Raw genomic sequence first — 26,608 nt, 5'->3', positions numbered from 1 at the left:
CTGACAACGGCTCGGATTCGCCGTCGTTTCGGGCCTTGACACGAGGTTACTGCCGGGTAACGATCGGCTCGCGGCGCCGCCTTCCCCTGAGCGAACCCCACGGAGAGGGGTGGCACATGAGGTTACGTGTCCGCGTCAGCATGACCATGATCCTCTTACTGATCGCGTCCTTCGTCGCGGCGCCGCCTGCCCGCGCGGCCGCGGCGGGGGACGTGGTCACCGCCCAGCCCACCACCGTCTACCTGCTGCCGGGCAAGCTGCTCGAAGTCCCGGTGAACGCCTGGCACCTGCTCTACCGCTCGACCTCCGCCACCGGCTCGCTGAACGCCGTGTCCGGCACCCTGCTCGTACCCAAGGCGAGCTACCCGCTGGGCAAGCGCCCGATCATCGGGTACGCCGTCGGCACCCACGGACTCGGCGACCAGTGCGCGCCCTCGGCCAGCATGAGCCGGGGCGGCGAGGCGGAGCTCGCGCTGGTGAGCCTGTTCCTGCTCAAGGGGTTCGCGGTGGCCATCACCGACTACGAGGGCCTCGGCACGCCGGGAGTGCACACCTACATGGCGGGGATCTCGCAGGGTCACGCCGTACTGGACTCGATCAGGGCCGCCACGCGCGTGTCGGGCTCGGGCCTGTCCACGGGCGGGCCGGTCGCGATCATGGGCTACTCGCAGGGCGGCGCGTCGGCCGCGTGGGCTGCTCAACTCCAGCCGTCGTACGCGTCGGAGCTGCGGCTCAAGGGCGTGGCCGCGGGCGGAGTCCCGGCCGACCTGCACGCGGTGGCGGACCACCTCGACGGCGGGGCCAACTTCGGCCTGGCCGCCGCGGCCGGGGTCGGCTTCGACGCCGCCTACCCGGAACTCGATCTCAACGCCGACCTCAACGACCGCGGTCGCGCCCTGCTCGCGGACGCGGCCGACGACTGCGTGGGCGACCTGGGCAGCAAGCTCGCCGGCCTGCGCTTCTCCGACCTGAGCCCCGTTGACCTGATGAACCAGCCCAAGTGGCTGGCCCGGCTCGCCGAGAACCGCCTCGGGGCGACCGCGCCGCGTGTCCCGATGTTCATCTACCACGCCCAGGGCGACGAGATCATCCCGCAGGCGATCTCGGCCACGCTGCGCTCGGAGTACTGCCGGACGGGGGTCAACCTCCGCTGGACGTCCCTCCCGGCTCCGAATCACGTGACGGGGGCCATTGAGGGCGGGCCGCTGGCCATCGAATGGCTCGCACTCCGCATCCTCGGCATCCCGGCCTTCGGTAACTGTTAGCGGCCTTGTCGCAGGTTGGCGGGGCGGTAGCAGTTTGGCGGGCGATCGCAAAGGTAACCATAGGTAGTGGATAAATAACTCTCCGTGATGGGAGTCCTATGCGTCGCCTGACCCTCACCCTCACCATCGTCTCCGCGGTCGCCGCGAGTGCGCTGACACTCGCCCCTGCCGCGACGGCTCAGGCCGCCGCCCGCGAGTACATCACCGTCACCCAGTGCGTGTTCGCGGGCGGTGTGGTCGTCCCTGACTGGCTGAGCCCGACCGGGCGCACGTGCGTCGGCGGCGGTTACCACGGCTATCCGGTCTTCCCCTACTAATACGCACTGATACGAACGGGTCCGTCTCCCTTTCCCCCGGGGGGCGGACCCTCGGCCGATGGTCAGGGAGTGCAGTGCTGGTGCTGCTCAGGCAGGTGGCTGTCCGGGTGAACCCACAGGAAAACGTTGTTGTCCGGCCGCGACGCCTGCTCCCACTGCTGCCGGAAGAACGCGAGGACCTGCTGATCGGAGTGACGCAGACTGAAGTGGGTCAGAACGAACAACGTCTGCGGATGGGCCTCGACCACGGGCCGCAGCAGGCTCCAGACCGTGTGCCCGATCCGATCCGCGCGCTCCAACTCGGTGTCATCCAGAAACGTGCATTCGGTGATGATGACCGGGTATTCAAACAGCCACGGGTTGCGGGCGAACACATTCACATGAGTGTCGCCAAGAAAGGCGAACAGCGGTCGCCGAACCTCGTGGTCGACTTGGACCCCCTCTTTGCGTTTCCGCGCCATGATCCGGCCGAACTCGCCGCCCTTGCCCTGCTCAATCAGGTCCTGACGCAACTGCTCGAACTCCGGCCGTAGCGCCTTGCTCCGCTCGGAGAAGGCGTACCCCACACAGGGCACCTTGTGCTCACACTCCACCACCCGCACGAGGTGCCCCCGGCGCCCGAAGCTGAACTCGTCGCCGCGCCGCACCCCATGCAAGCGGTGTCCTGTCGCCAGGGCGGGATCGAACCCCGCTCCGTGATTGAGCTCCGCGGACGCGCGCAAGTAGGACTCCACGTACGGCACCGCCTCGGCGGGCAGGTAGATGTCCGTGCCGGCGGGATTGGCGGCCAGGAAATCAAGGTCCTTGGCATGGTCATGATGGGTGTGGGTCAGGAAGACCGTGTCCACCTGCCGCCCCTCGCACAGCCCCGCGTCGAGGCTGCACCGCAGCTCGGGGATGTGAAAGAACGTCTTGTCGTTCGCGCGAGAGTAGCCGGTGAGGGTCAACTCGCTGCCGGGCATCCGCCAGGTCTTCCACTGCCTGAACGGGTGCCCCTGCTCAAGGCGCGCGGGGTGGTCGGCCGAGGCCAGGTCCAGCTCGGTCATTTCTCGCTCATCCCATTCCTCCGGCCGCTCTGCGCCCATTCCACATCGAAGCCCCCGGTTCGCCTGATCTTCTGCAGAACCCTGGCACAGCGACCCTCGATGGGGTAGCGAATTAGAGGCGCCGACGTAGTGGTGGTGGCGCTCAGTGACCTGCACGGGGACTTCGGCCGAGGTGCCGTGCTGCCGACACGCTCAAGGGCGGGCGCTGCGCCCTCATCGTTTGTCGTGAGTCGGTACGTTGGCCACGTGCGAACAGGCTCACCGGGTACGGCGCTCATCGTCATTCGTGGTAATTCCGGCTCGGGCAAGTCGAGCGTGGCGCGAGCTCTCCGGGAGACTTACGGCCGCCGTGGTATGGCGCTGATCAGCCAGGACGTGGTGCGCCGCGAAATCCTTCGTGAGCTGGACAAACCGGGTGCGGTGAATATCGGGCTCATCGACAGCATGTGCCGCCATGCCCTGGATGTCGGCTACCACGTGATCGTGGAGGGCATTCTGACCGCGAGCCGGTACGGGGAGATGCTGCAGGAGCTTGGCCGCGATCATCTTGGCAAGACGTTGTTCTATTACCTCGACATCTCCTGGGAAGAGACGCTCCGTCGGCATGAGACTCGGCCCCAGCGTTCCCAGTTCGGCGCAGGCGAGATGCGTCAGTGGTACATCGAGCGTGACCTGCTGCCCGATGGCTGTGAGAGCGTCATCGGGGAGGACAGTTCCCTTTTGGAGATCGTCCAACGAATCCTGGCGGAGGCCGACCTCACGGCTGACCAGCCCCTTTAGAAGGCCACTCCTTCGCCATCCTCGACCATGCTGACGAGTCGCGGGAGGCGCCTACTACCGCAGTCGAGCGGGTGCCGGCCGTCAACCGCCGGGCTTGGTGAACTCCACGCCGTCGAACCGGAACACCGTAACGCGGCCGGGGTAGTCGCCGACCGCCAGAAGCCGGCCGTCGGCGGAGAAACCAACCCCCTGGTACCAGTTCGGCCACTCGCCGGGTACCGCGAAGCGCGGCTTCAGCGGCTGTCCGGTCGCGACGTCGTAGACAATGACCGGGCCACGAGAGGGGGCGCCGGCGAGCAGGGTGCCGTCGGGTGACAGCGCGAAGTCGGCGAATCGCTCGTGCCCGTCCCGCTCGCCCTCGATCGCCCAGCACAGAGCACCGGACTCCACCGAGAGGCCGAAGCATCCTGAGGTCGCGCCGCTCGCGACGAGGATTTGCTCGCTCCCATCGAACGCCAGCTTGTCGAACTGGCGCCCGATCCCCTGGAATCCCGGGGGAAAGGGGAATGGGGCAGCGAGCACTCGCTGACCAGCGTCAACATCCCAGATCTCGAGGTCGTACTCCGTATCGCGGTTGTCCGGATCGTGGGTGAGGCCGACGAGCCGACCCGACGGCGACAGTGCGGCGGTGGTCTGGAAGCGCTTGCCCGGCGGAAAATCGAGGCACGAACCGCCGTCCGGGCCCAGCACTCGCAGCGCGTAATCGTTGTCGACGACCAGCATCCGCTGGCGGGCCGAGTCCCACTCCGGTCGGGTCTGGGGCAGGCGCTGGACATGACCGGTGGCGAGCGCCACCGTGCAGCTCACCTCCACCATGGTGATCCTGTCGCGGACAGTGAACGTCAGGTGCGATCCGTCCGGCTCGAAGGCCATGGTATGGATCAGTGAGTACTGGTACGCATCGGTGTAAATCACCTGCCGGACGCCAGTCCGTAGATCGATTGTCTGCACATCGGAGCCGGCATTGCCGACCCGGTCGGGGATGCCGCGGGCGACCGCGACGGTGTGGCCGTCCGGGTGCAGGGCGATCTCCACGGCGCCATTCTCTGCCCGCGTCGCGCACTGGACGACGACGTCACCCGGTTCGGTTGCGGAGATGTCGCGGAGCAGGGCGTACCCGTCCCGCATCTTCTCAGTGACGACCTTCTCCAGGGCCTCGCGTGCCGCGGGCCCGTCGTCGAACGCCTTCGAGCGCCCCTGCGGTTTCCCGGTACCAGCCCACCAATTCCGGTGCAGCTCAACGCCGTCGACCCGGAGTTCCAGGTACTTGCGCTTCGAGGTCCCGGGATGGGTCAGGAGAATATGATCACGATCCACACGCGGCATCGTAGGGTCTCCAGCATCGGTCATCGCGCAAATCCTTTGTCCGCCGAACCGACGCCTCCCTAGGATCGCCGGCATGCGGCGCACGATCATCATCGGCGACATCCACGGCTGCTTCGACGAGTTGCTCGAACTGCTGGAGAAAGTCGACATCCGACCGGACGACCTGCTGGTCAGCGTCGGTGATCTGGTCGATCGCGGTCAAGCGCCCGGTGACGTGGTCAGGCTCTTCCGCGAGCGTCCGAATTCGGTCGCGGTCATGGGTAACCACGAACGGAAACACGTACGCGGGATCTTCTCCTACGCACAAGAGATCACCCGCTTGCAGCTCGGCGACCACTACGCCGAAACGGTCGACTGGATGCGGACACTGCCGTACTACTTCGAGAACGAGCACGTCCGTGTCGTCCACGCCGCGATGCAGTCCGGCATTCCGCTGGCCGACCAGAGGGAGGAAATCCTCTGTGGCTCGACGAGGGGCGAACGAGAGCTCACGATGCTGTTCCCGGACAGCAGCTGGTACGACCACTACACCGATGCCAAGCCGGTGGTGTTCGGCCATCACGTAACCGGCAGGGAACCGATGATCCTCAACGGCCGGATCTTCGGCCTCGACACCGGTGCCTGCCACGGCTGGAATCTGACCGCACTGTGTCTCCCAGGATTCACGGTCCACTCGGTAAGGGCGCACGCGGATCATTGGTCGACCACCAAGCGCCAGTGGCAGTTGCCGGTCCTGAAGTCGAAGCCTTGGCATGACTCCACCTGGCTGGAGCTGGCTCAGGCGATAGAGCGGGTCGCTTCGGCGCCTGACACCGCCACACGGGGGTGGTTGGAGGAGCTCCAAGAGTGGGCCGCGAATCTGCAGTCGGCATTCCCCACCATGGTCGCCACGGCGCATCGAGTCGCCGATGAGCTCACCGAGGAGGGACTGCGCCGACATCCTGCTGCGAAGGTTCTCTTCCAGGCCCGAAACGGCCGCCTCGACCAGGCGGACCTGGCCAGGCAGTGCCCGACACCACGCAGAACGATCGACCTGGCGGCCGCGTTGGGGCTGGTCCTGGACGAGCCGCCCAAATGAACCCGACCTTGGCCATCTCCAAGATCGCGGAGAGGGCGAAGGTCGGGTCATCGAGCTATGGGTATTTCAGGGAGTGGTGAACAACCACCATTGGGTGGTGCCGTTCTGCGAGCAGAACCACGAAACCCATTGACCGGCCTGCTGGCCCTGCAGCCCGGATACCGCGCAGACTTCGAAGCTGGCGTAAGGGCCGAGGACGGTCTGGGCCTTGACGGCGGTCCTTTCGATGGCGGCCATCGCAGTGGTGCCGGCTCCCAGCAGCAGACTGGTCGCGGCGGCAGCGGTGGCCACGCCGGCCAGCAGGCGAGTTCGGTAACTCACGACAAACTCCTTTCTCGATGTGTTGCCGTTTCTGGCGTGGGCGTGAAGATGATTTGCGTTTGATCTGCTCAGCTCAGAAGCCGGCGGGCCTCAACAGGAGATCACCAGGGAGAACGGTCGGTCGTCGTCGACGTTCATCGGGTGCTGAGCCGATGGCGTCGCTGTGCGAACGAAAAGCGTCCTTCCATTGACCGCGCCGACCAGGATCGACGCACTGCCCGGCCCGGGATCATTGCCACCCGACGTGTTGATCGTTCCGGTCAGTGCGCATCTGCTGATGTCGGAGTCCGTCGTCAGGTTGTAGCGCCCCCCGCCGAATTTGTTGACGTTCCTGATGCCCGATGCGGCGAGCAGGGTTCCGTTTGCGCTGACTTTGGCCCAGAGGGTTCCCGGGGCAGCCCGATTGGCGGACAGTGCTGCGGAATTGGTGTCCGCAGTCGCGCTTGAGACGGCGAACACGCCACTGGCGATGATGGCAGAGGCTGCCAGCATCATTGGCAGTCGTACTGAGTTCTTCATGTCTACCTCCATGAGAAAGGATTCATCCTCGGCTGGATGCTTGCTCTGACTGTGCATCGCGGCGGCATACGAGGGGGATCCCTAGATTCAGTGATTGCGGTGGCATGCATTCGCTCGATGCGGTTTTTGGCTGGAAAGCAAGGGAATGGCGGTTCGATATCCGTTTTGTGTTCAATGGGACCGAAAGGTTTGACTGGCAGACCGTGGTGATCGCCATTCCCCGCGCGTGTCGAACCGGTTGACATGGAGCTCGCATCAGATCACAGCGGTCAGCGGCAACAGCTGGGCAGGCGGCAAACGGCACCCACAGGCCCCGTTTCCCGGGGTCTGCGTCAGCGTGCCTTGAAGGGATGCGGTATGCGGGCTCGGCGTGTACGGATGTGGTTGGCGGCATTGATCGTCGGGCTTTGCGCGATGGTGCTGATTTCGAGTGTCGGGGTGCCGGATCAGCTGGTGGAGCGGGCTGCCGCTGCCGCGCCGGACCCTGAACAGTCCGTGGACGGCCGCCCTGTACCGAAACGCGAGGTCCCCAGGGGCGCGGAGGAGTCAGCACCGAAGGTGGAACGGCGTAAGCCGGTGTGGCCGAAGGCAGGCACGGCCGAGGTGGAGGTGTCGGCCGTCGACAAGGTGGCCGAGGCCGGGACGTTGCCGGTCAAGGTGGGCCAGGTCAAGGGCGGCGGGCTGGACAAGGTCAAGGTGGAGACCTTGTCGCCGGAGGTTGCCCGCGCTCTGGGCGGGGTGGGGATCGCCGCTCGAATGGTGCGGGCCGATGACGGGGCGGCGCCGGGCAAGGTACGGGCGGAGTTTTCGTACGCGGGCTTCCGGGACGCGTTCGGTGGGGACTTCGTCAGCCGGTTGCGGCTGGTACGGGTGCCGGCGTGTGCGGTGGAGGTGCCGCGGCCGAAGACGTGCGTGGTGCGCCCAGTGGTGGTGCCGTCCACGAACGACGCGAAGACCGGGACGCTGACCGCGGAGGTCGAGGCGGCGCCGGCCGGCGCGAGTGCGGCGGCGGTCAAGCCGACGACTCCGGGCAAGGATCGTAAGGCGTGGGCTGCCCAGGTGACGCGCGATCGGCTGGCGGCGCAGCTGGCCGCCGGGTCGGTGTATATGCTGTCGGTCGGCATGACGGGGCCGAACGGCAACTGGGGTGCGACCGATCTGAAGCCGTCGGGGACATGGCAGGCGGGCACGTCGGGTGGCGGGTTCGACTATGACGTGCCATTGCCGGAGGCGCCATCGGTGGGCAGTGACGGGCCGGACCTGTCGCTTCAGTACGACGCGTCGTCGGTGGACGGGCAGGGCCAGTGGTCCAACAACCAGTCCAGCGTGGTGGGGGCGGGCTGGGATCTGAGCGCCGGATTCATCGAGCGGCGCTATCGCCGCTGCTACGTCGACAACGCCTACGACGAAAACACCGCGGAGCTCATTTGGGAAGCCAAGGAGCTCGGGATCGGCGGGGAGGCGTTGTGCTGGGAATCGCCGGATGACACCGACGAAGACAGCTCCACCAATGACAGGTCGCAGTCGGAGTTGGTGCTGTCGGCGGGTGGCCGGTCGGCGCAGATCGTCAAGGACCGCAATGCGGGCGGTGGCTGGAAGACGGTTCCGGATTTCGGCTGGAAGATCGAGCAGGTCGCCGGGGGAGCCGACAGCCAGCCGTATTGGAAGGTCACCAGCCAGAACGGCACGGTGTGGCGGTGGAACCTGGACCAGGAGCTCGACTCCAACGAGAACGTGATCGACTACTCCTACAACCGGGAGAGCAACTACTTCTGCCTGCCCTCGTGCACGCACGAGCTGTACCGGGTGCTGCCCTATGACCGGGGCGGCACGCTGGCCAAGGTGCAGTGGGGCCACAACACCCAGGTGCCCGGCAGCGTGCCGACCGCGCGTACCACCTTCACCACCACCGATCGCGGCGGCGTCGACGTGCCGACCGACCTGCAGTGCACGCAGGCCGCCGGCTGCGCCAACAGCGCGATCGGCTTCTTCTCCACCCGCAAACTCACCTCGGTCCTGACCGAGTCGCTCAACCCCACCTCGAACGGCTGGGATCCGGTGGACCGCCTGGACCTGGCACAGACCTGGATCTACCAGCGCACCGACTTCGGGCCGGCCGACGATCCGGCGCTGTGGCTGGACACCGTGCAGCAGATCGGGCTGGCCGCCGCCCAGGAGGTGGCGTTGCCACCGCTGGACTTCGACGCGGTGATGCTGGCCGGCAAGATGGACTACGACTCCATGTCGGACTGGACCGACCTGCTGTCATGGCGGATGGTGCCGCGCATCGCCGCGATCGGCAACGGCATGGGCGGCCGCACGGAGGTCACTTACGGGCAGGCCGATGCGTGTGGCGGCGGCAAGGGCCGTGACGGCTCCAACTATTTCACCGACAAGGTCGGCGATTGCTACGACGTCGACATGGGCAGCGATCCTGACTCCGGTTATGAGAGCTGGTCGCGCTTCTTCAAGCAGCTCGCGGTCAAGGTCGTCGAACGGGACATGGTCGGCGCCTCGCCGGACATGGTGCATCAGTACGAGTTCGTCGGCAAGCCTCGCTGGGCCAAGCCGGTGCAGTTCGCCGAGCCTGCGCAGGCGCCGCCGAGCTCGGACTGGCGCGGTTACAGCCAAGTCCGCACCATCGACGGGACGGGCACCGACCCGGCCGGGTACACCGCCACCACCCGCACCTTCCTGGGCGGTACCGGCGAGACGCTCACCGACTTCGACGGCGGCACCGTGGTGGACAAGCCAATCCTGCAGGGCAACGTGCTGCAGGAGCAGTCGTGGAAGATGACCGCGCTCAGCCCGCGCGCCTATACCGAGGTGGATTCCACCCGGTGGGAGTACACGATCCAGACCACCGGCAACGGGCCCGGCGCCATGGATCCGGCGTTGGTGCTGCAGACCCGCGAGCGCTCCCGCGACAAGATAACCGGCGGCGCCTGGCGCTATATCGATTCCAAGACCGGCTACAACGCCGACGGCCTGCCGAACAAGGTCAACGACTACGGCCAGGACGGCGTCACCACCGACAACACGTGCACCACGACCACGTACGCACGCAACGCCGACGCCGGTCAGTGGCTGCTGGACTTCCCGTCAGTGGTGGAGGAGCGCTCGGGCGACGACTGCGCCGCCGGGGCGTTGATCGGCAAGACCGTCAGCCTGTACGACCTGGGCACCGACCCAGCGACCAACAAGCCCAGCGACGGCAACCCCACCGAGGTCCGCACCTACGCCAACGCGTCCACCATCTCCACCGCCAAGGCCACCTTCGACGAGTACGGCCGGCAGCTGACCAGCGTGGACCCGCTCGGTAAGACCACTACGACTACGTACACCCCGCCCGTCGGTTGGCCCAGTACCGGCATTACTACCACCAACCCGCTCGGCCACACCATCACCGCCCGGCTCTCGCTTCGCCTGGGCGACGCGGTCGCGGTCACCGACGCCAACGGCAAGACCACCGAGATGGACTACGACGCGCTCGGCCGTACCACCGCGTTGTGGAAGCCGGGCCAGCCGCGCAGCGGCGGTATCCCAAGTGCGACGGTGGCCTATGACATCGCCTGGAATGGCTGGTTAGGTCAGCCGACCGCGCCGATCAAGACGACCGTCAAGCAACTTCTGACCGGCACGAAGTACACCAGTAGCATCAGCTACGAGGATGGCTTGGGCCGGGCTCGCGAGGCGCAGACAGACTCCCCATCCGGCGGCCGGATCGTCACCGCCACCACCTACGACCCACGCGGCCTGACCAGCGCGGTCTCCGAGCCGGTGCACAACACCGGCCAGCCGGGCAGCGGGCTGCTCAACCCCGCGCTGACCAGCCTGCCGCAGTGGACCAAGACCGTCTACGACGACCAGGAACGCCCGGTCGCCTCGATCGCCTACCACCTCGACACCGAGCTGCGCCGCACCAGCACCGCCTATCCCGGCGCCGACCGCACCGAGGTCACCCCGCCCGTCGGCGGCAAGACCGCCACCGTCACCGACGCCTTCGACCGTGCCGTCAAGGTCGAGGAGTGGGCCGACGCCACCACCCACCAGGACACCAGCTACAGCTACGACCTGCACGACAACCTCACGAAGATGACGGACGCCAACGGCAACGTCCGCACCTACACCTTCGACTGGCTGAACCGGCGCACCGCCGCCACCGACCCGGACGCGGGTGCCTCCAGCTACGGCTACGACCTGGCGGGTCGGCTGGCCTTCAGCATCGACGGCAAGAACCAGAAGATCTCCAACAGCTACGACGACCTGGGCCGGCGCACCATCCAATTGGCGTTCCCCCCGGGGCGTGGACACCCGGTTTCATGCAGCCAGTGCGGTCAGTCTAGCGAGCCGATCTTCATAGACGGTCGGGGCAGGTTTCCGATCGCGGAGTGCCTTCGGCGGTGGTTATAGCGGGCGATCCAGCGGAAGATGTCCGTGCGGGCCTCGGCCTCGTCGCTCCAGCGGCGTTTGCCGGGTCCGTGGAGCAGTTCACGCTTGAGGGTGGCGTTGAACGCCTCGGCGAGCGCGTTGTCCAGGCACGTTCCCGTTCTTCCGCTCGATCGGCGGATGCCGTTGGCCGAGCACAGCCTGGCGAACTCGGCCGAGGTGTACTGACAACCGCGGTCGGAGTGGAAGATCACATCTTTCACGTCGCCGCCCCGTGTGGCGACCGCCGCGGTCAGCGCGTCACTGATCAGTTCCGTGCGCAGGTGGCCGGCGATCGACCAGCCGATCAGCCGGCGTGATCCGATGTCGATGACCGTGGCCAGGTACAGCCACGAGTCACCGACCGGCAGATAGGTGATATCGCCGCACCACCGCTCGTCCACCGCGCCCGTGCTGAAGTCGCGACCGAGCAGGTCGGACACGGCAGCGGCCGCCTGATCAGGGATGGTGGTCCGCCTGCCCTTACGCAGGTGCAGGCCGACGACGCCCGCGGCACGCATCAGCCGGGCTACTCGCTTCTCGTTGACGATCTCTCCGTCATCGCGCAGGTCGGCGGTGATCCGCGGGGAACCGTTGGTCCCACCCGAGTCGGTGTGGAAGGCTCGGATCTTCGCCACGATCCGCTCGTCCTCGGCCGCCCTGGCCTGGCGGGCGGGTTCGCGCGCCCGCCAGGCGTAGAAGGCGCTGCGTCCGACATTCAACACCCTGCACAGCCGCGCGATGCCGTAGCCGGCGTGGGCGGAGATGAACCTGAAGCGGCTGGTCAACGATCCATCTCCTTCGCAAAATAGGCGGCCGCCTTGCGGAGGATCTCCTTCTCGGTCTCCAGCTCGGCGACCCGCTTGCGCAGCCGGGCGAGTTCGTCGCGTTCGGCCTTGGCCAGGCCCACTCCCGACTCGCTGTCGCTGGTCTCGGCCTCCCGCACCCAGGTACGCAAGGTCTCGCGGTTCATCCCGAGCTCTCGCGCCACATCAGCGCAGGTCCGGCCCGTTGTACGGACCAGCCTCACCGCGTCTCGCTTGAACTCCTCGCCGAACTTCGACGGTCGTGCCACCCGAAGGCTCCCCTCTATGGACAAGATCCATTGTCAGGGGTGTCCTCACCTCGGGGGGAACTTCACAATGGGCCGGGGAAGTGTCCACCGGCACCAAGCTTGCTGAGTTCAGCTACGACACCGTCGCCAAGGGCCAGCCCGGCGCTGCCACCCGCTACACCGGTGGTCAGGCCTACACCCAGACCGTCACCGCCTACGACAGCGACTACCGGCCCACCGCCACCAAACTGACCATCCCGGCCAGCGAAGGCAACCTCGGCCGCGACTACACCTTCACCTCCGCCTACGACGCCGCAGGCAACCTGCGTGAGCAGAGCCTGCCCGACGCCGGCGGGTTAGCCGCCGAGAAGCTCACCTACGCCTACACCGACCTCGGCTTCGCCAAGGGAATGACCTCCGACCTGGGCGGCTTCACCTACGTCAAGGACACCGCCTTCACCCCCACCGGCAAACTCGCCACCCGCTCGCTGGGCGCCGCCGGTCAGATCAAACGCACCCTCGAACGCGACACCACCACCGACTGGCTCTCGCGGGTCTCCACCCAGACCAAGGCCGACACCAGCACCCCCGACACCGTCCAGGACGACCGCTACAGCTACAACGTCGCCGGCACCATCACCCGCGTCCTGGACGCCGCCTCGGCCATCCCCGGTACCACCGACGGTCAGTCCGAATGCTTCACCTACGACGGCCTACTCCGGCTGAAGACCGCCTACACCACCACCGCTTCCTCGTGCACCGGGACAGGCGACGCCAAGGGCTTGGACCCCTACAGCCAGGCGTATTCCTACGACAAGGTCGGCAACCTCACCAGCCTGACCGACAACGGCCAGACCGCCACCTACTCCTATCCCGCCCCCGGCGCCACCGCGGTCCGGCCCAATGCCGTCACCTCCATCACCCGTCCCACCGGCACCGACACCTACGCCTACGACAACGCCGGGCAGTTGTCAGCTCGCACCGTGGCCGGCAAGCAGGCCACCTTCGACTTCGACCAACTCGGCCAGCTGGCACAGGCAACCGTCGACGGCAAGCAGACCTCGATGGTCTACGACGCCGCTGGGCAGCGGCTGATCCGCCGCGACCCCGACGGCAGCACCACCCTCTACCTCGGCCCGATGGAACTGCGCCTGTCTGGCGGCCTAGTCGCGGGCAAGCGCTACTACAGCGCCAGCGACGGCTCCCCGATCGCCATGCGCGACGCCACCGGCGTCACCTGGCTCCTGGCCGGCCAGCACGGCAGCACCCAACTGGCCATCAACGCCACCACCGGCACCATCAACCGCGAACGCTACCTGCCGTACGGCCAGCGCCGCGGCGGCGACGACCTGCCCTTCACCGACCGAGGCTTCCTCGGCAAGATCGAAGACGCCGCCACCGGCCTGGACTATCTCGGCGCCCGCTACTACGACCCCGCCATCGCCAAATTTATCTCCACCGACCCCGAACTCGACCTACGCACCCCCGAATGGGCCAACCCCTACAGCTACGCCGCCAACGACCCCATCACCCAATCCGACCCCGACGGTCGCCGGGTCGACACCGGAAACGCCAAATCCGACAAAACCTTCTCCAAAACACACAAGCCCAGCGGCCAGAAAAAGAAGACATGGGAGATCAAGCTCGAAAGGAAAGAAAGAAAGCGGCTGCACAAGCAGGCAACCGCAAACGAGCGCAATCGAACCCGCGACGCTCTGGCTGCAGACAAGATTCGGCAGCAGCGGGAAGACGACGCCATGAAGTCGCAGGTTCCATGCAAGGATCACAACAAATGCGACGAGGGTCGGGTCGAAGAAAACGATGACGTATCGAACATCATCGGGGCTGTAACCGGCATAGGCGGAGTCGTTAAAGGCATCGGCGCGGCGTTGGTTCGTGCCGCAGCGCGCGCTGGAGCAAAGACAGCCGTTAAAGAGGCTGAAGTCGCGGTCGGCACTAAGGGCGTCAAGGCACTTCGCAAGTGTCTCGATAGCTTCGCGGCTGGCACCTACGTCCTCATGGCCAACGGCACCAAAAAACGAATAGAAGAGATCAAGGTCGGCGACAAAGTGCTCGCCGACGACCCCGAGACGGGCAAAAGCGGCGCCAAGAAGGTCGCAGCACTCCACCGCAACCGCGACACCGACCTGGCCGACATCACCATCCCGACCGCCGATGGCCACGCCACCATCCACACGACCCAGCACCACCCCTTCTGGAACGCCACCAAAAAGACCTGGGTCGATGCCGCTGACTTGCATCCCGCGGATACCCTCCGGACACCCCGTGGTGGCCGCGTCACAATCGTCAAGGTGCGAGCCTTCGCCGGCGCGCAGTACATGTACAACCTGACAATCGACGACATCCACGCGTACTATGTGCTCGCAGCTGCCACCCCGGTCCTCGTCCACAACAGCAATGGGCCCTGTAGCGTTGCAACCCTGCCAAACCTTCACGGGAAATCTCTCGCTGAAGCCGAGCAGGAGATCTACAGCCGTGGCTTTACCTTTAAGTCGGAGACCAAGGGTGGATACCGGAGGTACGACCATTCAGACGGGAGTGTGCTTTGGATCCGGCCGAACGGAGAAGTTCAAAGGATCGGACCGAAGATTGATCCTGGTCCGAACCAAAAGAACTACAGTGTCAGATACGGCCCGGACGGAAAGGTCGCAACTGGGCATTCAACGGGGGAGTTCGTAGTACGATGAGCGCATTTGATCAGTTCCTCAAGGTTGCGCCGCGCTGCGAGGGGTACGTCGTGGATCGACTCTCTTTGGCGCAAGTCGATGACGTTGATGCTCTTGAGATCGGTCTCCGCTGGGGGCCCGAGAAGCCGGATATTATGCTCGCCTTTCGAGATTTGTATTTCTTCTCCATTGGTAGGACTCCCGGGCCCGGAGCCGGGCCGCTGGATCAGGTGATGGCAACGGTGCTGGGACCTGAGAATGCGCCTTGGCCCGACGGTATCTCTCTTGACCTCGTACGCTCAACTTCCTTGCCGCCGTTGCTCTGGCTTAGGGTAGAGGGACCGGTACAGTTCGACGTGATCGCTGCAATCGCAACGGTTTCGCTTGAGGTCCTGACCTGAACCTGGGCGCTGAGAAGCTGTACGGATAGGTGAGCCCCGCTAATACGGCAGTCGCTATTCACGGCGTGACCAGCATGAATGCGCGATAGGCCGATGCGATCTTGTGACCGGAAGCGGGAACAACGAGAGCAGCCGCTCGTGATCAAGACTGTGTGACGAGTACAAGTGCGCCACGAGGCGCGGTTATTTCCGGATGGAGGTGGAAGACCATCCGTTTCTTCGCCGTCGTAGCGGCGGGGTAAAGCTGGAGGCAGCCTGACCCGGGGATCACCAAGGAGGGTGGGAGTAGCCTCGACAAAGTAGCGCCGGTTCAGTACTACCGGATGGGTCGGGCGCGGTGAGCGAGACGAGAAGGTATACGCGAGATCACGTCATGCGCGGGGTGTATTGCGCGCTGCGTGAGCGGGTGGCCAAGCCCGCTTCCTCGAGGGCGCGCAGGATGCCCCAGATGCGGGCGGCGCTCAGGTCGTGGGCCTTGCCCGGTAACGCTCCGGAGGTTCACAGGATCGTCCCGTTCGGTGAGGCGAGGACCTGCACGTTCATGCCATGCACGCGGTGCTTGCCGGAGAAGTACGGCCGGTCGGCCTTGATCCGGTCAGTGTGGATCAGCGTGCCGTCCAGCACCAGGTAGTGCAGCCCGTCCCGCTTGGCCTTGCGCAGCGCCTGGCCGAGCTTGGGCGACCGGGCCGACAGCAGCGCGATCGTCTCCTCCACATACCGCCACGCGGTCGCGGTCGACAGCCCAAAACCGGCTCCGCGCTCGGTGAACGTCTCGCCCTTGCGCAGGTAGACCAGCACCAGCAATGCCTGCTGACCCGCGTTGAGCAGCCGCCAGGCCGACCCGATCGTCTTGCGATGCCGGCGGATCACCCCAGCGACGTAGTTCAGCGGAGATTGCTTGGGTGCTATTCGGTGTTGTCGTTGACTGAGCTCTGCAGCGCGGCTAACGCCAAGCAGAGGTCGTTGAAGGTATGCAAGGAGTCGATGGCCTTCTCGTAGGCGTGGATGCGACGTCGGTACTCGTCGATGATCGCTTGCCAGGTATGCCGATGGTCGCCGGTGGCAACGACGAGGAGGGAGTCGTAGGTTCCCAGGTCGCAGCCGATGGTGATGTCGACGAAGACGTCACCTGGGGCGAGCAGGGTCGCCAGTTCGGGTTGCGACTGTCCGCGCAGTGACTCAAGCAGCCCCTTCTTGCGGTCAGCGTCAGCGAGGCCGAAAAGGTTCACGTTGCCGTCGACGTCCATCAGCGTGCTGGTGGTAAGGGCCGTCAGTTCACGCAGGTCGCGGGCAGCGAAAAGTCCGGCCTCGTGTCGATGTGCACGTTGCCAGTCGGTGGGAGCCGGTCGAGTGGGCAGCATGACGCGGGGGACGACGAATCCATGGTCGCGGGTCGGCCAGTCCGCCCGCTCGGCATCGATCTCGTATTCCCAGGTTATGAAGTCGTAGTCGTGCCGCCCCAGGTAACGGATCGCCTCGTCGCGTGCCCAGGTCGGGACAGCGAACCGATGTTGTCCGGCTGTGAACGCCCAGGCCAGACCGAGATAGACCGCAACTTCCTCCCGGTTGTTGTTGTTAACGCCGTAGCGGAGCAAGGGGTTGTATTGCGGGTCGTCAGGATAGTCGAGCTCGTAGAGGCCAGCCCAGTGGCGTTCGATAACGTCCTGCCCGAACTCGGCGATCAGCCGGGCATGGGTGATGCCGTTGGCGTACTCGAAATCGAAGTTCAGGCGATTCATGATCACTAGCGTAATCGCCATTCGTTAGCCTCGATCTTTCATGACCAAGGTTTGGTCGGCTGAGCGGTCCGGCTGAGGGTTGAATCCGGGCGGTGGTCAGCGCATCGGCCCGGCTGTCGCGCCGGGTGGGCGGGGTTCCACGGGCCCGCGGGTGTCCTTTCCTGGTCGTAGGGGCGGTGGGTGGCTGGTCAGGGTGGTGCGGGCAGCGCTTGTAGGCGGTCCAGCGCGGTGAGGATGTCACGGGCCCAGGGCCATCGCCCCGCGATGCGCAGGCGCAGCCGGCGGCCGCCGCGCACCAGCCGTCCGGTCACCGCGAACAGCCGCAGGCGCAGGCGTTTGGGTTCGTAGCCGCGGGCGGCGGTGCCGGGCAGGGCGAGCATCTGCATCCAGGTGAGCAGTTCGCAGGCCAGGGCGACGAGTTCGCACCAGATCTGGTTGCGGGCGAAGTGGTGCAGGGGCAGGTTGGCCAGGCCGGTGTCCTTGGCGCAGCGGATGCGGTCTTCGGCGCGGGCTCGGCGGCGGTGACGTAGTTCCAGGTCGGCGAGCTGCCCGCGTGTGGTGTTGGTGACGAAGCAGGTGACGCGGCAGCCGTCGACGTCGGTGAAGCGCAGCTGGGCGCCGGGGTGCGGGCGCTCCTTGCGGGCGATGACGCGCATGCCTTTGGGCCGGCCGGTCAGGTCTAGCACGCCGGTCAGCTCGGCGACCCAGGCGCCGGGCCGGACCTCCCGGTCGGCGTTGTAGGCGGGCGTCCAGGCGCTCTTGGGCAGGCGCAGCACGGCCTGCCGAATCTGCTCGGTGAGGGTGAACCCGATCGAGTACGACAGCCGGCGGCCGGGCTTGGTGAGCCAGGTCAGGAACTCGTGGGTGCCGCCGCCGGAGTCGGTGCGGATCAGCATCTGGCGGCGGCGGTGCTGGGGCAGCTGGGCCAGGGCCAGCCGGGTGGCTTCGATGTGGTCGGCGGCGGTGTTGGAGCCGGCGTTGCCCGGTCGCAGCACGATGGCCAGCGGTTCGCCGGAGCCGTCGGCGCCGTGGTCGGCGAAGCCGGGGTCGAAGGGGCCGGCAGGTCCCTGGGAAGAACAGCCCCGAAATCACCACGCGCGAAGCGCGCCCTCATGAGGGACCATGCCTTGCGCCCTTGGGGCCCGGCGTGCTCGGAGGTGATGCGGGCTGATAGGAATGCGGAATGACTGTGAACGGCATTTCGATTGGGATTCTGGGTGGGACCGGAGACCAGGGGAAGGGGCTGGCGCGGCGGTTCGCGTTGGCCGGGCACCCGGTGCTGATCGGTTCGCGGAGCGAGGCTCGTGCCCAGGAGGCGGCCAATTCGATCGGGTCCGGTGCCCGAGGGGCTGAGAACGCGGTGGTCGCCACCGAGGCCGACCTGGTGATCGTGGCGGTGCCGTACGACGGGCACAAGGCGCTGCTGGAGTCGCTGCGCACTGAGCTGGCCGGGAAGATCGTGGTCGACTGCGTCAATCCGCTGGGCTTCGACAAGCAGGGCGCCTACGCGCTGCCCGTCGAGGAGGGGAGCGCCGCCCAGCAGGCCGCCGCGGTGCTGCCGGACAGCCGGGTGGTGGCGGCCTTCCACCACGTGTCGGCGGTGGTGCTGATGGATCCGGCCGTGGAGAAGGTCGATCTGGACGTGCTGGTGCTCGGTGACGACCGCGAGGCGACCGACATGGTGCAGGCGCTCGCGTCGGTCATTCCCGGCGTGCGCGGCGTCTACGGCGGGCGGCTCCGTAACGCCTTCCAGGTCGAGGCCCTGACGGCGAACCTGATCTCCATCAACCGCCGCTACAAGGCCCACGCCGGAGTCCGCGTCACCGACGTGTGACGACCTTTAAGCCTTTAAGGAAGCCAGCCCGCGTCCTCGGCGATGCGGATGGCGTCGATCTTGTTGCGGGCGCCCGTCTTCGTGATCGCTCCCGTCAGGTGGTTGCGCACCGTGCCCGCCGACAGGTGGAGGCGGGCGGCGATCTCCTCCGCCGACGCGCCACGGGCGGCCTCCCGCAGCACGGTGGTCTCCCGTGGGGTGAGGGGGCTCTCGCCGTACTCCATCGCCGATGCCACCAGTTCGGCGTCGAGTACGCGGAGCCCGGCGGCGGTGCGCCTGATGGCGTCGGCCAGGCGGTGGCCGGGCGCGTCCTTGACCAGGAACGCCTCGATGCCCGCCCCGAGCGCGCGGCGCACCTGGCCGGGCTGGCCCATCGCCGTGAGCACCAGGATACGGCACGACGGAAGCCGTTCGCGGAGCTCGGCGGCGGCGGTGATGCCGTCGATCACCGGCAGGTCGATGTCCACGATCGCCACGTCGGGCCGGGTCTTCAGGGCGGCGGGTACGATCTCGTCGCCCCGGGTCACCTCCGCGGCCACCTCGATGTCGGGTTCCAGGCGGAGTAGGGCCGTGAGGGCCGCCCTGATCATGTGCATGTCCTCGGCCAGCAGTACTCGGATCACGCGGGCACCTCCACGGTCAGGCGGAATCCGCCGCTGCCCGTCGCGGCGGCACCGGCCGTCCCGCCCGCCTGGGCGGCCCGCTCCGCCAGCCCGGTCAACCCCCCGCCGGACTCGTGGCCATCGTGATCGGCGCCGTCGTTGACCACTTCGAGCCGCAGCCGATCCTCTGTCAGGGATGTGCTGATCGTGCAGGTGGTGGCGCGGCTGTGGCGCAGCACGTTGGTGACCGCCTCCCGCACGCCCCACGCCAGCGCCGCCTCCGACCGCTCCGGCAGCGCGGCGTCCACCAGATGCACCTGGCAGCCGACCCCCGACGACTCCAGCAGCGCCACCGCCCGATCCACCTCGCTCACCAGTGACAGCTCCCGGTATCCCCGCGCCACCTGCCGTACATCCTGCGCCGCCTCCCTCGCCACCTGCACCAGCTCACCCACCTCGCCGCGCGCCGCGGTGGGGTCGCGGTCCATCAGGCGGGCGGCCAGGTCGCCCTTGAGGGCGATCGCCGTCAGGCTGCGGCCGAGCCCGTCGTGCAAGTCACGGGAGATGCGCAGCCGTTCCTTGAGTACGGCGGCCTCGGCGAGCTCCGCCCTGGCGTGTGAGAGGTCTACGGTCACGCGGACGAACCGGACCATGGCGTAGATCATCGCGCCGGTGGTGGATACGGAGAGACCGTAGAAGAGGGCTAAAACCGGGTTGGCGGACCAGGCGAAGATCGAGCCGCCGTCCCACAGCGTCATCGCGCCCACCAGCGGACCGCTCCAGCGCAGCGGCAGGAAGACCAGCAGGCTTCCGGCCAGCATCGGCGCCGTCACGGCCGACCAGCCCGAGGGCAGCAGGTAGTCGGGCACGTACGTGGCGAGCACCTGCAGCACCAGCGTCAGCGGGAAGAGCGGCGGCCGCTCGCCGCGCAGCCCGGCCCGCATGTTCAGGTAATGGGTCATGACGACGCCGATCACGGCCGCGCTCGCCACGAATCCGTTGCGCGGGCCGCTGGCGAAGTAGAGCAGCCCGATGAACGAGTACGCGACAGATACGGCCGTGATCAGGACACGGGCGAGCCGCTGCGCGGAGGAGGAGTTCATGTCCGGACTTATTATGACCGCCGGGGCTCCCACCGGAACCAGAGCCGGATCGCCACGACGCCGATGACCGCCCAGACGGCCAGGTTCAGCGCGGGCAGCGCCACCTCGCCGGTCCTGAGGGCGTGCACGACGGCGGAGGTGGGCAGCAGGTCGAGTACGGACCCCACCCAGGCGGGCAGGACCTCGCGGATCGGGCCCATCGCGCCGGAGGCGATCCCGGACACCAGGAAGATGGGCATCGTGATGGGGGCGGCCAGCTCGGTGCGCGGGATCACGGCGGTGTAGGCGACGCCGAGCGTGGCCATGACGACCGCACCCACGACGACCGCCCCGGCGTACACCAGCGGGTTCGCGGGGACCGGCACGTCGGCGAGCAGGCGCACCGCCACGGCGCACAGGGCGGTCACGACCACGGTCTGCGTGGCGGTGCTGGCGATCTGGCCGGAGAGGATCTGCCCGTCGGTCAGCCCGGTGGCACGCAGCCGCTTGAGCACGAGCTGGTCGCGGCGCGTGGTCAGCGCCACGGCGACGTTCATGAACGCGGTGAGCGACAGCAGGATCGAGGTCATGCCATGGGAGAGCTGAGTGGCGTTGGCCACCCCGTCGGCCGTCACATGCCGCATGAGCACCGGCAGGCCGACGCTCAGCCCCACGGGCGTGATCACCGAGGCGAACAGCATGGCCCGGTCCTGCCAGAACAGTCTGGTGCCGAGCCGGTAGGTCGCGGCGTAGCTCATCGGGCGCTCCTGGACAGGTCGAGGAAGAGGTCTTCGAGGGTGGCGGTGCGGACCTCCAGGCCCGCCAGGCGCAGGCCGCGTTCGGCTGCCCAGCTCAGCAGCGTCTGCGCGGCCAGGTCGGGGTCGGCCGCCCGGCACACGGCCGTCTCGCCCTCCAGGGTGACCGGGAGCGGCAGGTCGTCCGGTGCGGTCCCCGGCGGCAGCCGGAACGCCACCCGCCCGCTCCGCGCGGCGAGCGTCTCCGCCATCCCGCCGGACGCGACGATCTCGCCCCCGTCCATGATGGCCATCGAGGCGGCCAGCCGCTGCGCCTCGTCCAGGTAGTGAGTGGTCAGCAGGACCGTGGTGCCCTGCCCGGCCAGGTCGCGGATGACCTCCCAGGTGTTGCGGCGCGCCTCGGGATCCATGCCGGTGGTCGGCTCGTCCAGGAACAGGACCTCGGGCCGGCCCAGCAGGGCCAGCGCCAGGTCGAGCCGCCGCTTCTCGCCGCCGGAGAGCTGGCGCACCCGGGTGCCCGCCTTCGGCAGCAGGCCCGCCAGCTCCAGCGCCTCCTCGCGGGGCCTCGGCGTGACGATGAGGTCACGCCAGATGTCGACGGTCTGCGCGACGGTCAGATCCGGGAAGAACCCGGCGTCCTGCAGCATGATGCCGGTGCGCCGTCTGACGGCCGCCCGGTCCCTTGCGGGGTCGAGGCCGAGCACCCGGCAGGCGCCCCCGTCCGGCTGCTGGAACCCGGCCAGCAGCTCGATCACCGTGGTCTTGCCCGCGCCGTTGTGGCCCAGGAGGGCGAAGATCTCCCCCTCGGCCACCTCGAACGAGATGCCGTTGACCGCCGTGAAGTCCCCGTAGCGCTTCCTGACGTCTTCCACATGAATCGCTGTCATATGTACGACTATTTCGGGAGGTGCGGTGCGGCGCCCGTGAAGAATTCACGACTTCCGCGAGAGCTTGAGCAGCGCGTCGGTCACCCCCTCGGGATCGACGACCTGCTGCAGGTGCTCGCCGGGCGTGCGCAGCACCGGCCAGCCCCGCTCGTGCGCCTCCTCGGCCACTTTGTCGTAGGGCGGGCCGTACCAGAGGCAGGCGCACCTGACCGCGTCCCACCCGGCGGGGACGGGAATGGGCTCGGTGTAGTAGCCGAGCGGCAGGCGCGGCTGCTCCTCGACCACCGTGGCGCGGACGCGCGGGTCGGGCAGCATGGCGGCCACGTCGTCGTCGCTCCACCAGTCGGACCAGCGCGGCAGCACGCCGTCGTCGTCGGCCAGATCGCGCAGGAACGGCAGGAACGCCTCCTGCGCCGCCCGCACCAGCCCGTCACGGGGCGGGATGTGCGCGTCGGCGAACACGCACGACACCACCCGCTCGCCCAGCCCCTCCTTGATCACCGGCAGGAAGAGCCCCGCGTTGCTGTGCGGGACCAGCACGAGCGGCGTCTCGGGCGCGGCCGCGCGCACCGCCTCGACCACCTTCGGCCAGTACGGCGAGCCGCTCCGCGCCACCCCGGTCAGGTCGGGCACCACGGCGGCATAACCCCTGCGCCCCAGGGCCTCGGCCACCGGCGTCCAGGTCGAAGGCCCCACTGACGGGCTGTGCACGAGCACGAACGTCACGTTCATGCTTCCACTTTCTCGCACGCGGTGATCCGGCGACGCCGATGTCAGCTGTCGGCGGACTTAGCGGACAGCGGATCAGACGATGAGCGTGTGGCGGGCGGCGGGCTCGTGGGCGCCGTCGTACGAGCGCCAGGCCCGCGCCAGCCCGGCGACCGCCCGCGACAGCTCCTCCTCGGGGAACAGGAAGTGCAGCCGCGTGTACTCGGCATGCCCGCCGAGCGGGTCGAACGAGCGCCCCGGCGGCACCGCCACCCCGTGCCTGAGCGCCACCTGCGCGAACGAGTCGGCCTCGCCGCGCGGCAGCCGTACCCAGATCGTCTGGCCGCCGCGCGCGGGCTCGAACTCCCACGAGGGCAGGTGTTCGCGCAGTTCGGCGCAGAGGTGCTCGTGGCGCGCCCGCAACGTCCGTACGCGCGCCCGCCTGATCTCGTCCAGTCGTCCCAGCAGCGTGGCGGCGGCGAGCTGGCCGAGGATCTCGCCCCCCAGATCGTGTACGGCCCGCAGCCGGGCCAGCCGCGAGACCAGCGGCGCGGACGCCCGGATCCAGCCCACCCGCAGCCCGCCCCAGACCAGCTTGCTCAGCGAGGCGATCGTGATCACCTGCTCGCCGGACCCGTACGCGGCCAGCGGCGGCGGGATCTCACCGGAGAAGCAGAGCTCCGCGCAGACCTCGTCGTCGATCACCGGCACGTCGTACTCGGCGGCGAGGGCGGCCAGGCGCCTGCGGTCGGCCGATTCCATGATGGAACCGGCGGGGTTGCTGGCGGTCGGCACGGCGTACACCAGGGCGGGCCGTTCGCGCATCGCCTCGGCGGGGACCGGGGACAGCGTCACCGGCCGGACGGCCGCGGCGGCGTGCCTGAACACCTCCAGCGCGCCCGGATACGTCGGCGACCCGGTCAGCACGATGTCCCCCGGCGAGATCAGCAGGCCCGCGAGCAGCGTCAGCGCCTGCTGCGCGCCGTTCGTGATGAGGATCTCCCCGGCGGTGGTGGGCACGCCGCGCTCGCGGTAGTAGGCGGCGACGGCCTCGCGCAGGGCGGGGTTCCCGGCGGGCTGGTAACCCAGGTCGCGCACGCCGGCGAGGCGGGCGGCCGCCTCCTGGTACGCCTCGATCAGCTCGGGCGGCGGGTCGTCGGGGGCGGCGCAGGTCAGCAGCTGTACGCCGTCCGGGGGATGGAGGATGTGCAGGAGCAGCGGGTTGGCGACGACGCTGTCCGTGGCGCGGGTCGAGGGCAGGTCGCAGGCCGCGACGCGGGTGCCGCTGCCCTGGCGGCGCACCACACGCCCCTCCTGCTGGAGCAGGTCGTAGGCGGCCACGACGGTGCCCCGGCCGACCGCCAGGCGCCTGGCCAGCGCCCGGTCGGGCGGCAACTGCTCGCCGGGCGGCAGTACGCCGTCGTCGATGAGCGCCCGCAGGCGGCCGGTGAGCAGCAGGTAGAGAGGCCCGCGCCCGGACGCCCAGCGGCCCAGCAGGTCGACGAGGTCATCGAGATTGGCCCCATTCATGGACCAATTCTCTATCATTGGATCTGACAAAAGGCCACATCTTGGGACATTCTCGCTGTATGAGCGAACTGCACCCCGAGACCCGAGCCGTGCATCTGCCCCAGCCACCCATCGAGGGCAGCCGTCCGATCACGATGCCCATCTACCAGACCTCCGGCTTCGTCTTCGACGATCCGGCGATCATGGCCGACGCTATGGGCCGCCCCGACGGCCCGTTCGTGTACGGGCGCTACAGCAACCCCACCGTCCGAGCCCTGGAGCTGGCCGTCTCCGGCCTGGAAGGGGGAGTCGCCGCCATGGCCACCGGCTCCGGCATGGGCGCGATCAACACCGTGCTGCTGGGCCTGCTCAAGCCGGGCGACCACCTGATCGCCCAGAAGGCCCTGTACGGCGGGACGGCCGGGATGATCAACGACCTGGTCGCCAGGTTCGGCGTCGAGGTCACCTACGTGCCCGAGGACGACCCCGCCGCCCTGCGCGCCGCCGTGCGCCCCGAGACCAGGCTCGTCTACCTGGAGACCATCGCCAACCCGATCGCCCAGGTCGCCGACCTGCCTGGGATGTTCGCCGTCGCGCGCGAGCTCGGCATCGTGTCCGTCGTGGACAACACCTTCGCCACGCCCATACTGTGCCGTCCCATCGAACACGGCGCCGACATCGTCGTCCACTCCACGACCAAGTACCTGTCCGGGCACACGGACGTGGTGGGCGGCATCGCGGTGTTCGCCGACGAGGAGTTGTACGAGAAGGTGTGGCGCTTCGCGACGAAGCTGGGCGCCTCGGCGGACCCGTTCGCCGCTTGGCTGACGCTGCGCGGGATCCAGACGCTGGCGCTGCGCATGGAACGCCACTGCGCCAACACCCGCCTGCTCGCCACCCGGCTCGCCGAGCATCCGGCGGTCGCCGCCGTGCACTGGCCGGGACTGCCGTCGCACCCGTCGTACGAGCTGGCGGCCAAGCTCCTGCCCGACTTCGGCGGCGTGTTCTCCTTCGATCTCGTCGGCGGCCGGGCCGCGGGGGAGAAGTTCATGGCCTCGATCAAGCTGGCGCTGCTGGCCCCCTCGCTGGGCGGTGTCGAGACGCTCGTCATGCACCCGGCGACCACGTCGCACCTCGGGCTCAGCGCCGAGGAGCTGGCCAGGCACGGGGTCAGCGAGGGCACCGTACGCATCGCCGTGGGCATCGAGCACCCCGAGGATCTGTGGGCGGACATCTCGCAGGCGTTGACATAGCGCTTAGGGACTTAGGAAAATGCCTAAATGCTTCGGAGGGAGATCTCGATGACGGTGACGTACGAGGACGTGACGAGCGCGGCCGCGCGGATCGGCGGATATGTGCTGCGTACGCCGGTGCTCGAGATCTCTCCCGGGCTGTTCTTCAAGCTGGAGCAGCTGCAGCACTCGGGGTCGTTCAAGGTGCGGGGGGCGTTCAACCGCATCCTGTCGGCCGGTGAGCTGCCGCCGAGCGGGGTGATCGCGGCCAGCGGCGGCAACCACGGGCTCGCCGTCGCCTACGCCGCCAGGGCGCTGGGCGTCCGGGCGGAGATCTTCGTACCGGAGGTGACCAGCCCGGTGAAGGTGGCCGGGCTGCGGCGGCTGGGCGCGGAGATCAACCAGATCGGGGCCATCTACTCGGAGGCCGCGGAGGCGGCGGCCAAGCGGGCGGCGGAGACCGGGGCGCTCACGGTGCACGCCTATGACCAGCCGGAGGTCGTGGCGGGGCAGGGGACCACGGGTCTGGAGTTGATGGCGCAGACGGGCGGGGTGGACACGGTGGTGGTGGCCGTGGGAGGCGGCGGTTTCGCCGCGGGCATCACGGTCGGTGTCGGGAGCGGGCCGCGGATCGTCGCCGTCGAGCCGGTGCTGTGCCCGACCCTGCACGAGGCGCTGCGGGCGGGCCATCCGGTGCCGGTGCAGGTCAGCGGTGTAGGAGCGGACGCGCTGGGCGCGAGCCAGGTCGGCGGCGTGGCCTACGATGTCCTCTCCCGGGCGGACGTCCAGAGCGTGCTCGTGTCCGACGACGCGATCGTGGCCGCCCGCCATGCCCTCTGGCAGGAGCACCGGCTGGCCACCGAACACGCGGGAGCGGCCGCGTACGCCGCGCTGCTGTCCGGGGCGTACGTGCCCGCCGACGGCGAGCGGGTCGCGGTCGTGGTGTGCGGCGCTAACACCGACCCCGCCACGCTCGCCTGACCCGCCGTTCAGGCGCCACGCCGGCCTGACACCGCCGTTCCAGGCGCCCGGCGTGCC

General features: G+C 68.1%; 20 protein-coding genes and 4 pseudogenes. 10 read left to right on the top strand and 14 right to left on the bottom strand.

What is annotated here, in order from left to right; all coding sequences use genetic code 11:
• Nucleotides 1-116: 116 nt before the first annotated feature.
• Both ACIBO2_RS08815 and ACIBO2_RS08810 read left to right on the top strand, forming a co-directional pair.
• On the top strand, nt 117-1,265 hold the full coding sequence (locus ACIBO2_RS08815) for a lipase family protein (RefSeq protein ID WP_358551138.1): 1,149 nt from the start codon (nt 117-119) through the stop codon (nt 1,263-1,265).
• Nucleotides 1,266-1,363: 98 nt separating this feature from the next.
• Nucleotides 1,364-1,582, top strand: a complete 219-nt coding sequence (locus tag ACIBO2_RS08810) for a hypothetical protein (RefSeq protein WP_358551140.1) — start codon at nt 1,364-1,366, stop codon at nt 1,580-1,582.
• 62 nt (nt 1,583-1,644) lie between these two features.
• Here the strand turns inward: ACIBO2_RS08810 and ACIBO2_RS08805 are convergent, their stop codons facing one another.
• On the bottom strand, nt 1,645-2,628 hold the full coding sequence (locus ACIBO2_RS08805) for an MBL fold metallo-hydrolase (RefSeq protein ID WP_397296078.1): 984 nt from the start codon (nt 2,626-2,628) through the stop codon (nt 1,645-1,647).
• Between the two features lie 246 nt (nt 2,629-2,874).
• On the opposite strand from ACIBO2_RS08805, the gene ACIBO2_RS08800 reads away from it, so the two are divergent.
• On the top strand, nt 2,875-3,408 hold the full coding sequence (locus tag ACIBO2_RS08800; protein ID WP_358551144.1) for an AAA family ATPase: 534 nt from the start codon (nt 2,875-2,877) through the stop codon (nt 3,406-3,408).
• Between the two features lie 81 nt (nt 3,409-3,489).
• On the opposite strand, the gene ACIBO2_RS08795 is transcribed toward ACIBO2_RS08800, so the two are convergent.
• Nucleotides 3,490-4,725, bottom strand: a complete 1,236-nt coding sequence (locus tag ACIBO2_RS08795) for a hypothetical protein (RefSeq protein WP_397296076.1) — start codon at nt 4,723-4,725, stop codon at nt 3,490-3,492.
• 82 nt (nt 4,726-4,807) lie between these two features.
• On the opposite strand from ACIBO2_RS08795, the gene ACIBO2_RS08790 reads away from it, so the two are divergent.
• A complete protein-coding gene (locus tag ACIBO2_RS08790; protein WP_397296074.1) occupies nt 4,808-5,812 on the top strand; it encodes a metallophosphoesterase family protein in 1,005 nt (334 codons plus the stop codon).
• Nucleotides 5,813-5,878: 66 nt separating this feature from the next.
• Here ACIBO2_RS08790 and ACIBO2_RS08785 read toward each other — a convergent pair whose 3' ends face one another.
• Complete coding sequence (locus ACIBO2_RS08785; RefSeq protein ID WP_397296072.1) at nt 5,879-6,133, bottom strand: hypothetical protein; 255 nt, start codon at nt 6,131-6,133, stop codon at nt 5,879-5,881.
• A gap of 90 nt (nt 6,134-6,223) precedes the next feature.
• On the bottom strand, nt 6,224-6,652 hold the full coding sequence (locus tag ACIBO2_RS08780; RefSeq protein ID WP_358551150.1) for a hypothetical protein: 429 nt from the start codon (nt 6,650-6,652) through the stop codon (nt 6,224-6,226).
• Between the two features lie 243 nt (nt 6,653-6,895).
• On the opposite strand from ACIBO2_RS08780, the pseudogene ACIBO2_RS08775 reads away from it, so the two are divergent.
• A pseudogene (locus ACIBO2_RS08775) lies at nt 6,896-10,831 on the top strand (RHS repeat domain-containing protein); the annotation flags it as partial.
• A gap of 141 nt (nt 10,832-10,972) precedes the next feature.
• Here ACIBO2_RS08775 and ACIBO2_RS08770 read toward each other — a convergent pair.
• A pseudogene (locus ACIBO2_RS08770) lies at nt 10,973-12,155 on the bottom strand (IS3 family transposase).
• An 80-nt stretch (nt 12,156-12,235) separates the two neighbouring features.
• Between ACIBO2_RS08770 and ACIBO2_RS08765 the strand changes: the two are divergent.
• Together ACIBO2_RS08765 and ACIBO2_RS08760 are read left to right on the top strand one after the other, a co-directional pair.
• Nucleotides 12,236-14,842, top strand: coding sequence for a polymorphic toxin-type HINT domain-containing protein (locus tag ACIBO2_RS08765; RefSeq protein WP_397296070.1), 2,607 nt, complete (start codon nt 12,236-12,238; stop codon nt 14,840-14,842).
• A complete protein-coding gene (locus ACIBO2_RS08760; RefSeq protein WP_357961394.1) occupies nt 14,839-15,222 on the top strand; it encodes a hypothetical protein in 384 nt (127 codons plus the stop codon). The genes ACIBO2_RS08765 and ACIBO2_RS08760 overlap by 4 nt, the downstream gene beginning before the upstream one ends.
• A 411-nt stretch (nt 15,223-15,633) precedes the next feature.
• Here ACIBO2_RS08760 and ACIBO2_RS08755 read toward each other — a convergent pair.
• The 3 genes and pseudogenes from ACIBO2_RS08755 to ACIBO2_RS08745 form a co-directional block, all read right to left on the bottom strand.
• Nucleotides 15,634-16,131: pseudogene (locus ACIBO2_RS08755) on the bottom strand (transposase family protein); the annotation flags it as partial.
• Nucleotides 16,128-16,961, bottom strand: a complete 834-nt coding sequence (locus tag ACIBO2_RS08750) for a hypothetical protein (RefSeq protein WP_397296068.1) — start codon at nt 16,959-16,961, stop codon at nt 16,128-16,130. The pseudogene ACIBO2_RS08755 and the gene ACIBO2_RS08750, both read right to left, overlap by 4 nt.
• 188 nt (nt 16,962-17,149) lie before the next feature.
• Nucleotides 17,150-18,001, bottom strand: a pseudogene (locus ACIBO2_RS08745) (IS1380 family transposase); the annotation flags it as partial.
• Between the two features lie 143 nt (nt 18,002-18,144).
• Here ACIBO2_RS08745 and npdG point away from each other — a divergent pair.
• Nucleotides 18,145-18,795, top strand: a complete 651-nt coding sequence (gene npdG / locus ACIBO2_RS08740) for an NADPH-dependent F420 reductase (protein ID WP_397296066.1) — start codon at nt 18,145-18,147, stop codon at nt 18,793-18,795.
• A 14-nt stretch (nt 18,796-18,809) separates the two neighbouring features.
• Here the strand turns inward: npdG and ACIBO2_RS08735 are convergent, their stop codons facing one another.
• The 6 genes from ACIBO2_RS08735 to ACIBO2_RS08710 form a co-directional block, all read right to left on the bottom strand.
• Nucleotides 18,810-19,418: a response regulator transcription factor gene (locus tag ACIBO2_RS08735; protein ID WP_358205012.1), complete on the bottom strand. Its 609-nt coding sequence runs from the start codon at nt 19,416-19,418 to the stop codon at nt 18,810-18,812.
• Nucleotides 19,415-20,500, bottom strand: coding sequence for a histidine kinase (locus tag ACIBO2_RS08730; protein WP_358551168.1), 1,086 nt, complete (start codon nt 20,498-20,500; stop codon nt 19,415-19,417). Before ACIBO2_RS08730 ends, ACIBO2_RS08735 begins: the two co-directional genes overlap by 4 nt.
• 11 nt (nt 20,501-20,511) lie before the next feature.
• Complete coding sequence (locus ACIBO2_RS08725; RefSeq protein ID WP_358551170.1) at nt 20,512-21,237, bottom strand: ABC transporter permease; 726 nt, start codon at nt 21,235-21,237, stop codon at nt 20,512-20,514.
• On the bottom strand, nt 21,234-22,121 hold the full coding sequence (locus ACIBO2_RS08720) for an ABC transporter ATP-binding protein (RefSeq protein WP_358551172.1): 888 nt from the start codon (nt 22,119-22,121) through the stop codon (nt 21,234-21,236). The genes ACIBO2_RS08725 and ACIBO2_RS08720 overlap by 4 nt, the downstream gene beginning before the upstream one ends.
• Before the next feature lie 45 nt (nt 22,122-22,166).
• Nucleotides 22,167-22,853: an alpha/beta hydrolase gene (locus ACIBO2_RS08715; RefSeq protein ID WP_397296062.1), complete on the bottom strand. Its 687-nt coding sequence runs from the start codon at nt 22,851-22,853 to the stop codon at nt 22,167-22,169.
• 72 nt (nt 22,854-22,925) lie between these two features.
• Nucleotides 22,926-24,359, bottom strand: coding sequence for a PLP-dependent aminotransferase family protein (locus ACIBO2_RS08710; protein WP_397296060.1), 1,434 nt, complete (start codon nt 24,357-24,359; stop codon nt 22,926-22,928).
• Nucleotides 24,360-24,418: 59 nt separating this feature from the next.
• Between ACIBO2_RS08710 and ACIBO2_RS08705 the strand changes: the two genes are divergently transcribed.
• Nucleotides 24,419-25,591 (top strand): aminotransferase class I/II-fold pyridoxal phosphate-dependent enzyme, encoded by a 1,173-nt coding sequence (locus ACIBO2_RS08705; RefSeq protein ID WP_358551178.1) that lies wholly within the window; start codon nt 24,419-24,421, stop codon nt 25,589-25,591.
• 48 nt (nt 25,592-25,639) lie between these two features.
• Complete coding sequence (locus ACIBO2_RS08700; protein WP_397296058.1) at nt 25,640-26,551, top strand: serine/threonine dehydratase; 912 nt, start codon at nt 25,640-25,642, stop codon at nt 26,549-26,551.
• Nucleotides 26,552-26,608: the final 57 nt, after the last annotated feature.

This window comes from Nonomuraea sp. NPDC050022, assembly GCF_044460705.1.
GTDB lineage: Bacteria > Actinomycetota > Actinomycetes > Streptosporangiales > Streptosporangiaceae > Nonomuraea.
The sequence above is the reverse complement of the archived record's forward strand: the minus strand, read 5'-3'. Positions and strand labels throughout refer to the sequence as shown.

What these genes read in the sequence shown, in the direction of transcription:
- ACIBO2_RS08815 (WP_358551138.1), top strand. Translation starts at nt 117, where the DNA reads ATGAGGTTACGTGTCCGCGTCAGCATGACCATGATCCTCTTACTGATC.
- ACIBO2_RS08810 (WP_358551140.1), top strand. Translation starts at nt 1,364, where the DNA reads ATGCGTCGCCTGACCCTCACCCTCACCATCGTCTCCGCGGTCGCCGCG.
- ACIBO2_RS08805 (WP_397296078.1), bottom strand. Translation starts at nt 2,628, where the DNA reads ATGACCGAGCTGGACCTGGCCTCGGCCGACCACCCCGCGCGCCTTGAG.
- ACIBO2_RS08790 (WP_397296074.1), top strand. Translation starts at nt 4,808, where the DNA reads ATGCGGCGCACGATCATCATCGGCGACATCCACGGCTGCTTCGACGAG.
- ACIBO2_RS08780 (WP_358551150.1), bottom strand. Translation starts at nt 6,652, where the DNA reads ATGAAGAACTCAGTACGACTGCCAATGATGCTGGCAGCCTCTGCCATC.
- ACIBO2_RS08760 (WP_357961394.1), top strand. Translation starts at nt 14,839, where the DNA reads ATGAGCGCATTTGATCAGTTCCTCAAGGTTGCGCCGCGCTGCGAGGGG.
- ACIBO2_RS08750 (WP_397296068.1), bottom strand. Translation starts at nt 16,961, where the DNA reads ATGAATCGCCTGAACTTCGATTTCGAGTACGCCAACGGCATCACCCAT.
- npdG (WP_397296066.1), top strand. Translation starts at nt 18,145, where the DNA reads ATGACTGTGAACGGCATTTCGATTGGGATTCTGGGTGGGACCGGAGAC.
- ACIBO2_RS08730 (WP_358551168.1), bottom strand. Translation starts at nt 20,500, where the DNA reads ATGAACTCCTCCTCCGCGCAGCGGCTCGCCCGTGTCCTGATCACGGCC.
- ACIBO2_RS08725 (WP_358551170.1), bottom strand. Translation starts at nt 21,237, where the DNA reads ATGAGCTACGCCGCGACCTACCGGCTCGGCACCAGACTGTTCTGGCAG.
- ACIBO2_RS08720 (WP_358551172.1), bottom strand. Translation starts at nt 22,121, where the DNA reads ATGACAGCGATTCATGTGGAAGACGTCAGGAAGCGCTACGGGGACTTC.
- ACIBO2_RS08715 (WP_397296062.1), bottom strand. Translation starts at nt 22,853, where the DNA reads ATGAACGTGACGTTCGTGCTCGTGCACAGCCCGTCAGTGGGGCCTTCG.
- ACIBO2_RS08710 (WP_397296060.1), bottom strand. Translation starts at nt 24,359, where the DNA reads ATGAATGGGGCCAATCTCGATGACCTCGTCGACCTGCTGGGCCGCTGG.
- ACIBO2_RS08705 (WP_358551178.1), top strand. Translation starts at nt 24,419, where the DNA reads ATGAGCGAACTGCACCCCGAGACCCGAGCCGTGCATCTGCCCCAGCCA.
- ACIBO2_RS08700 (WP_397296058.1), top strand. Translation starts at nt 25,640, where the DNA reads ATGACGGTGACGTACGAGGACGTGACGAGCGCGGCCGCGCGGATCGGC.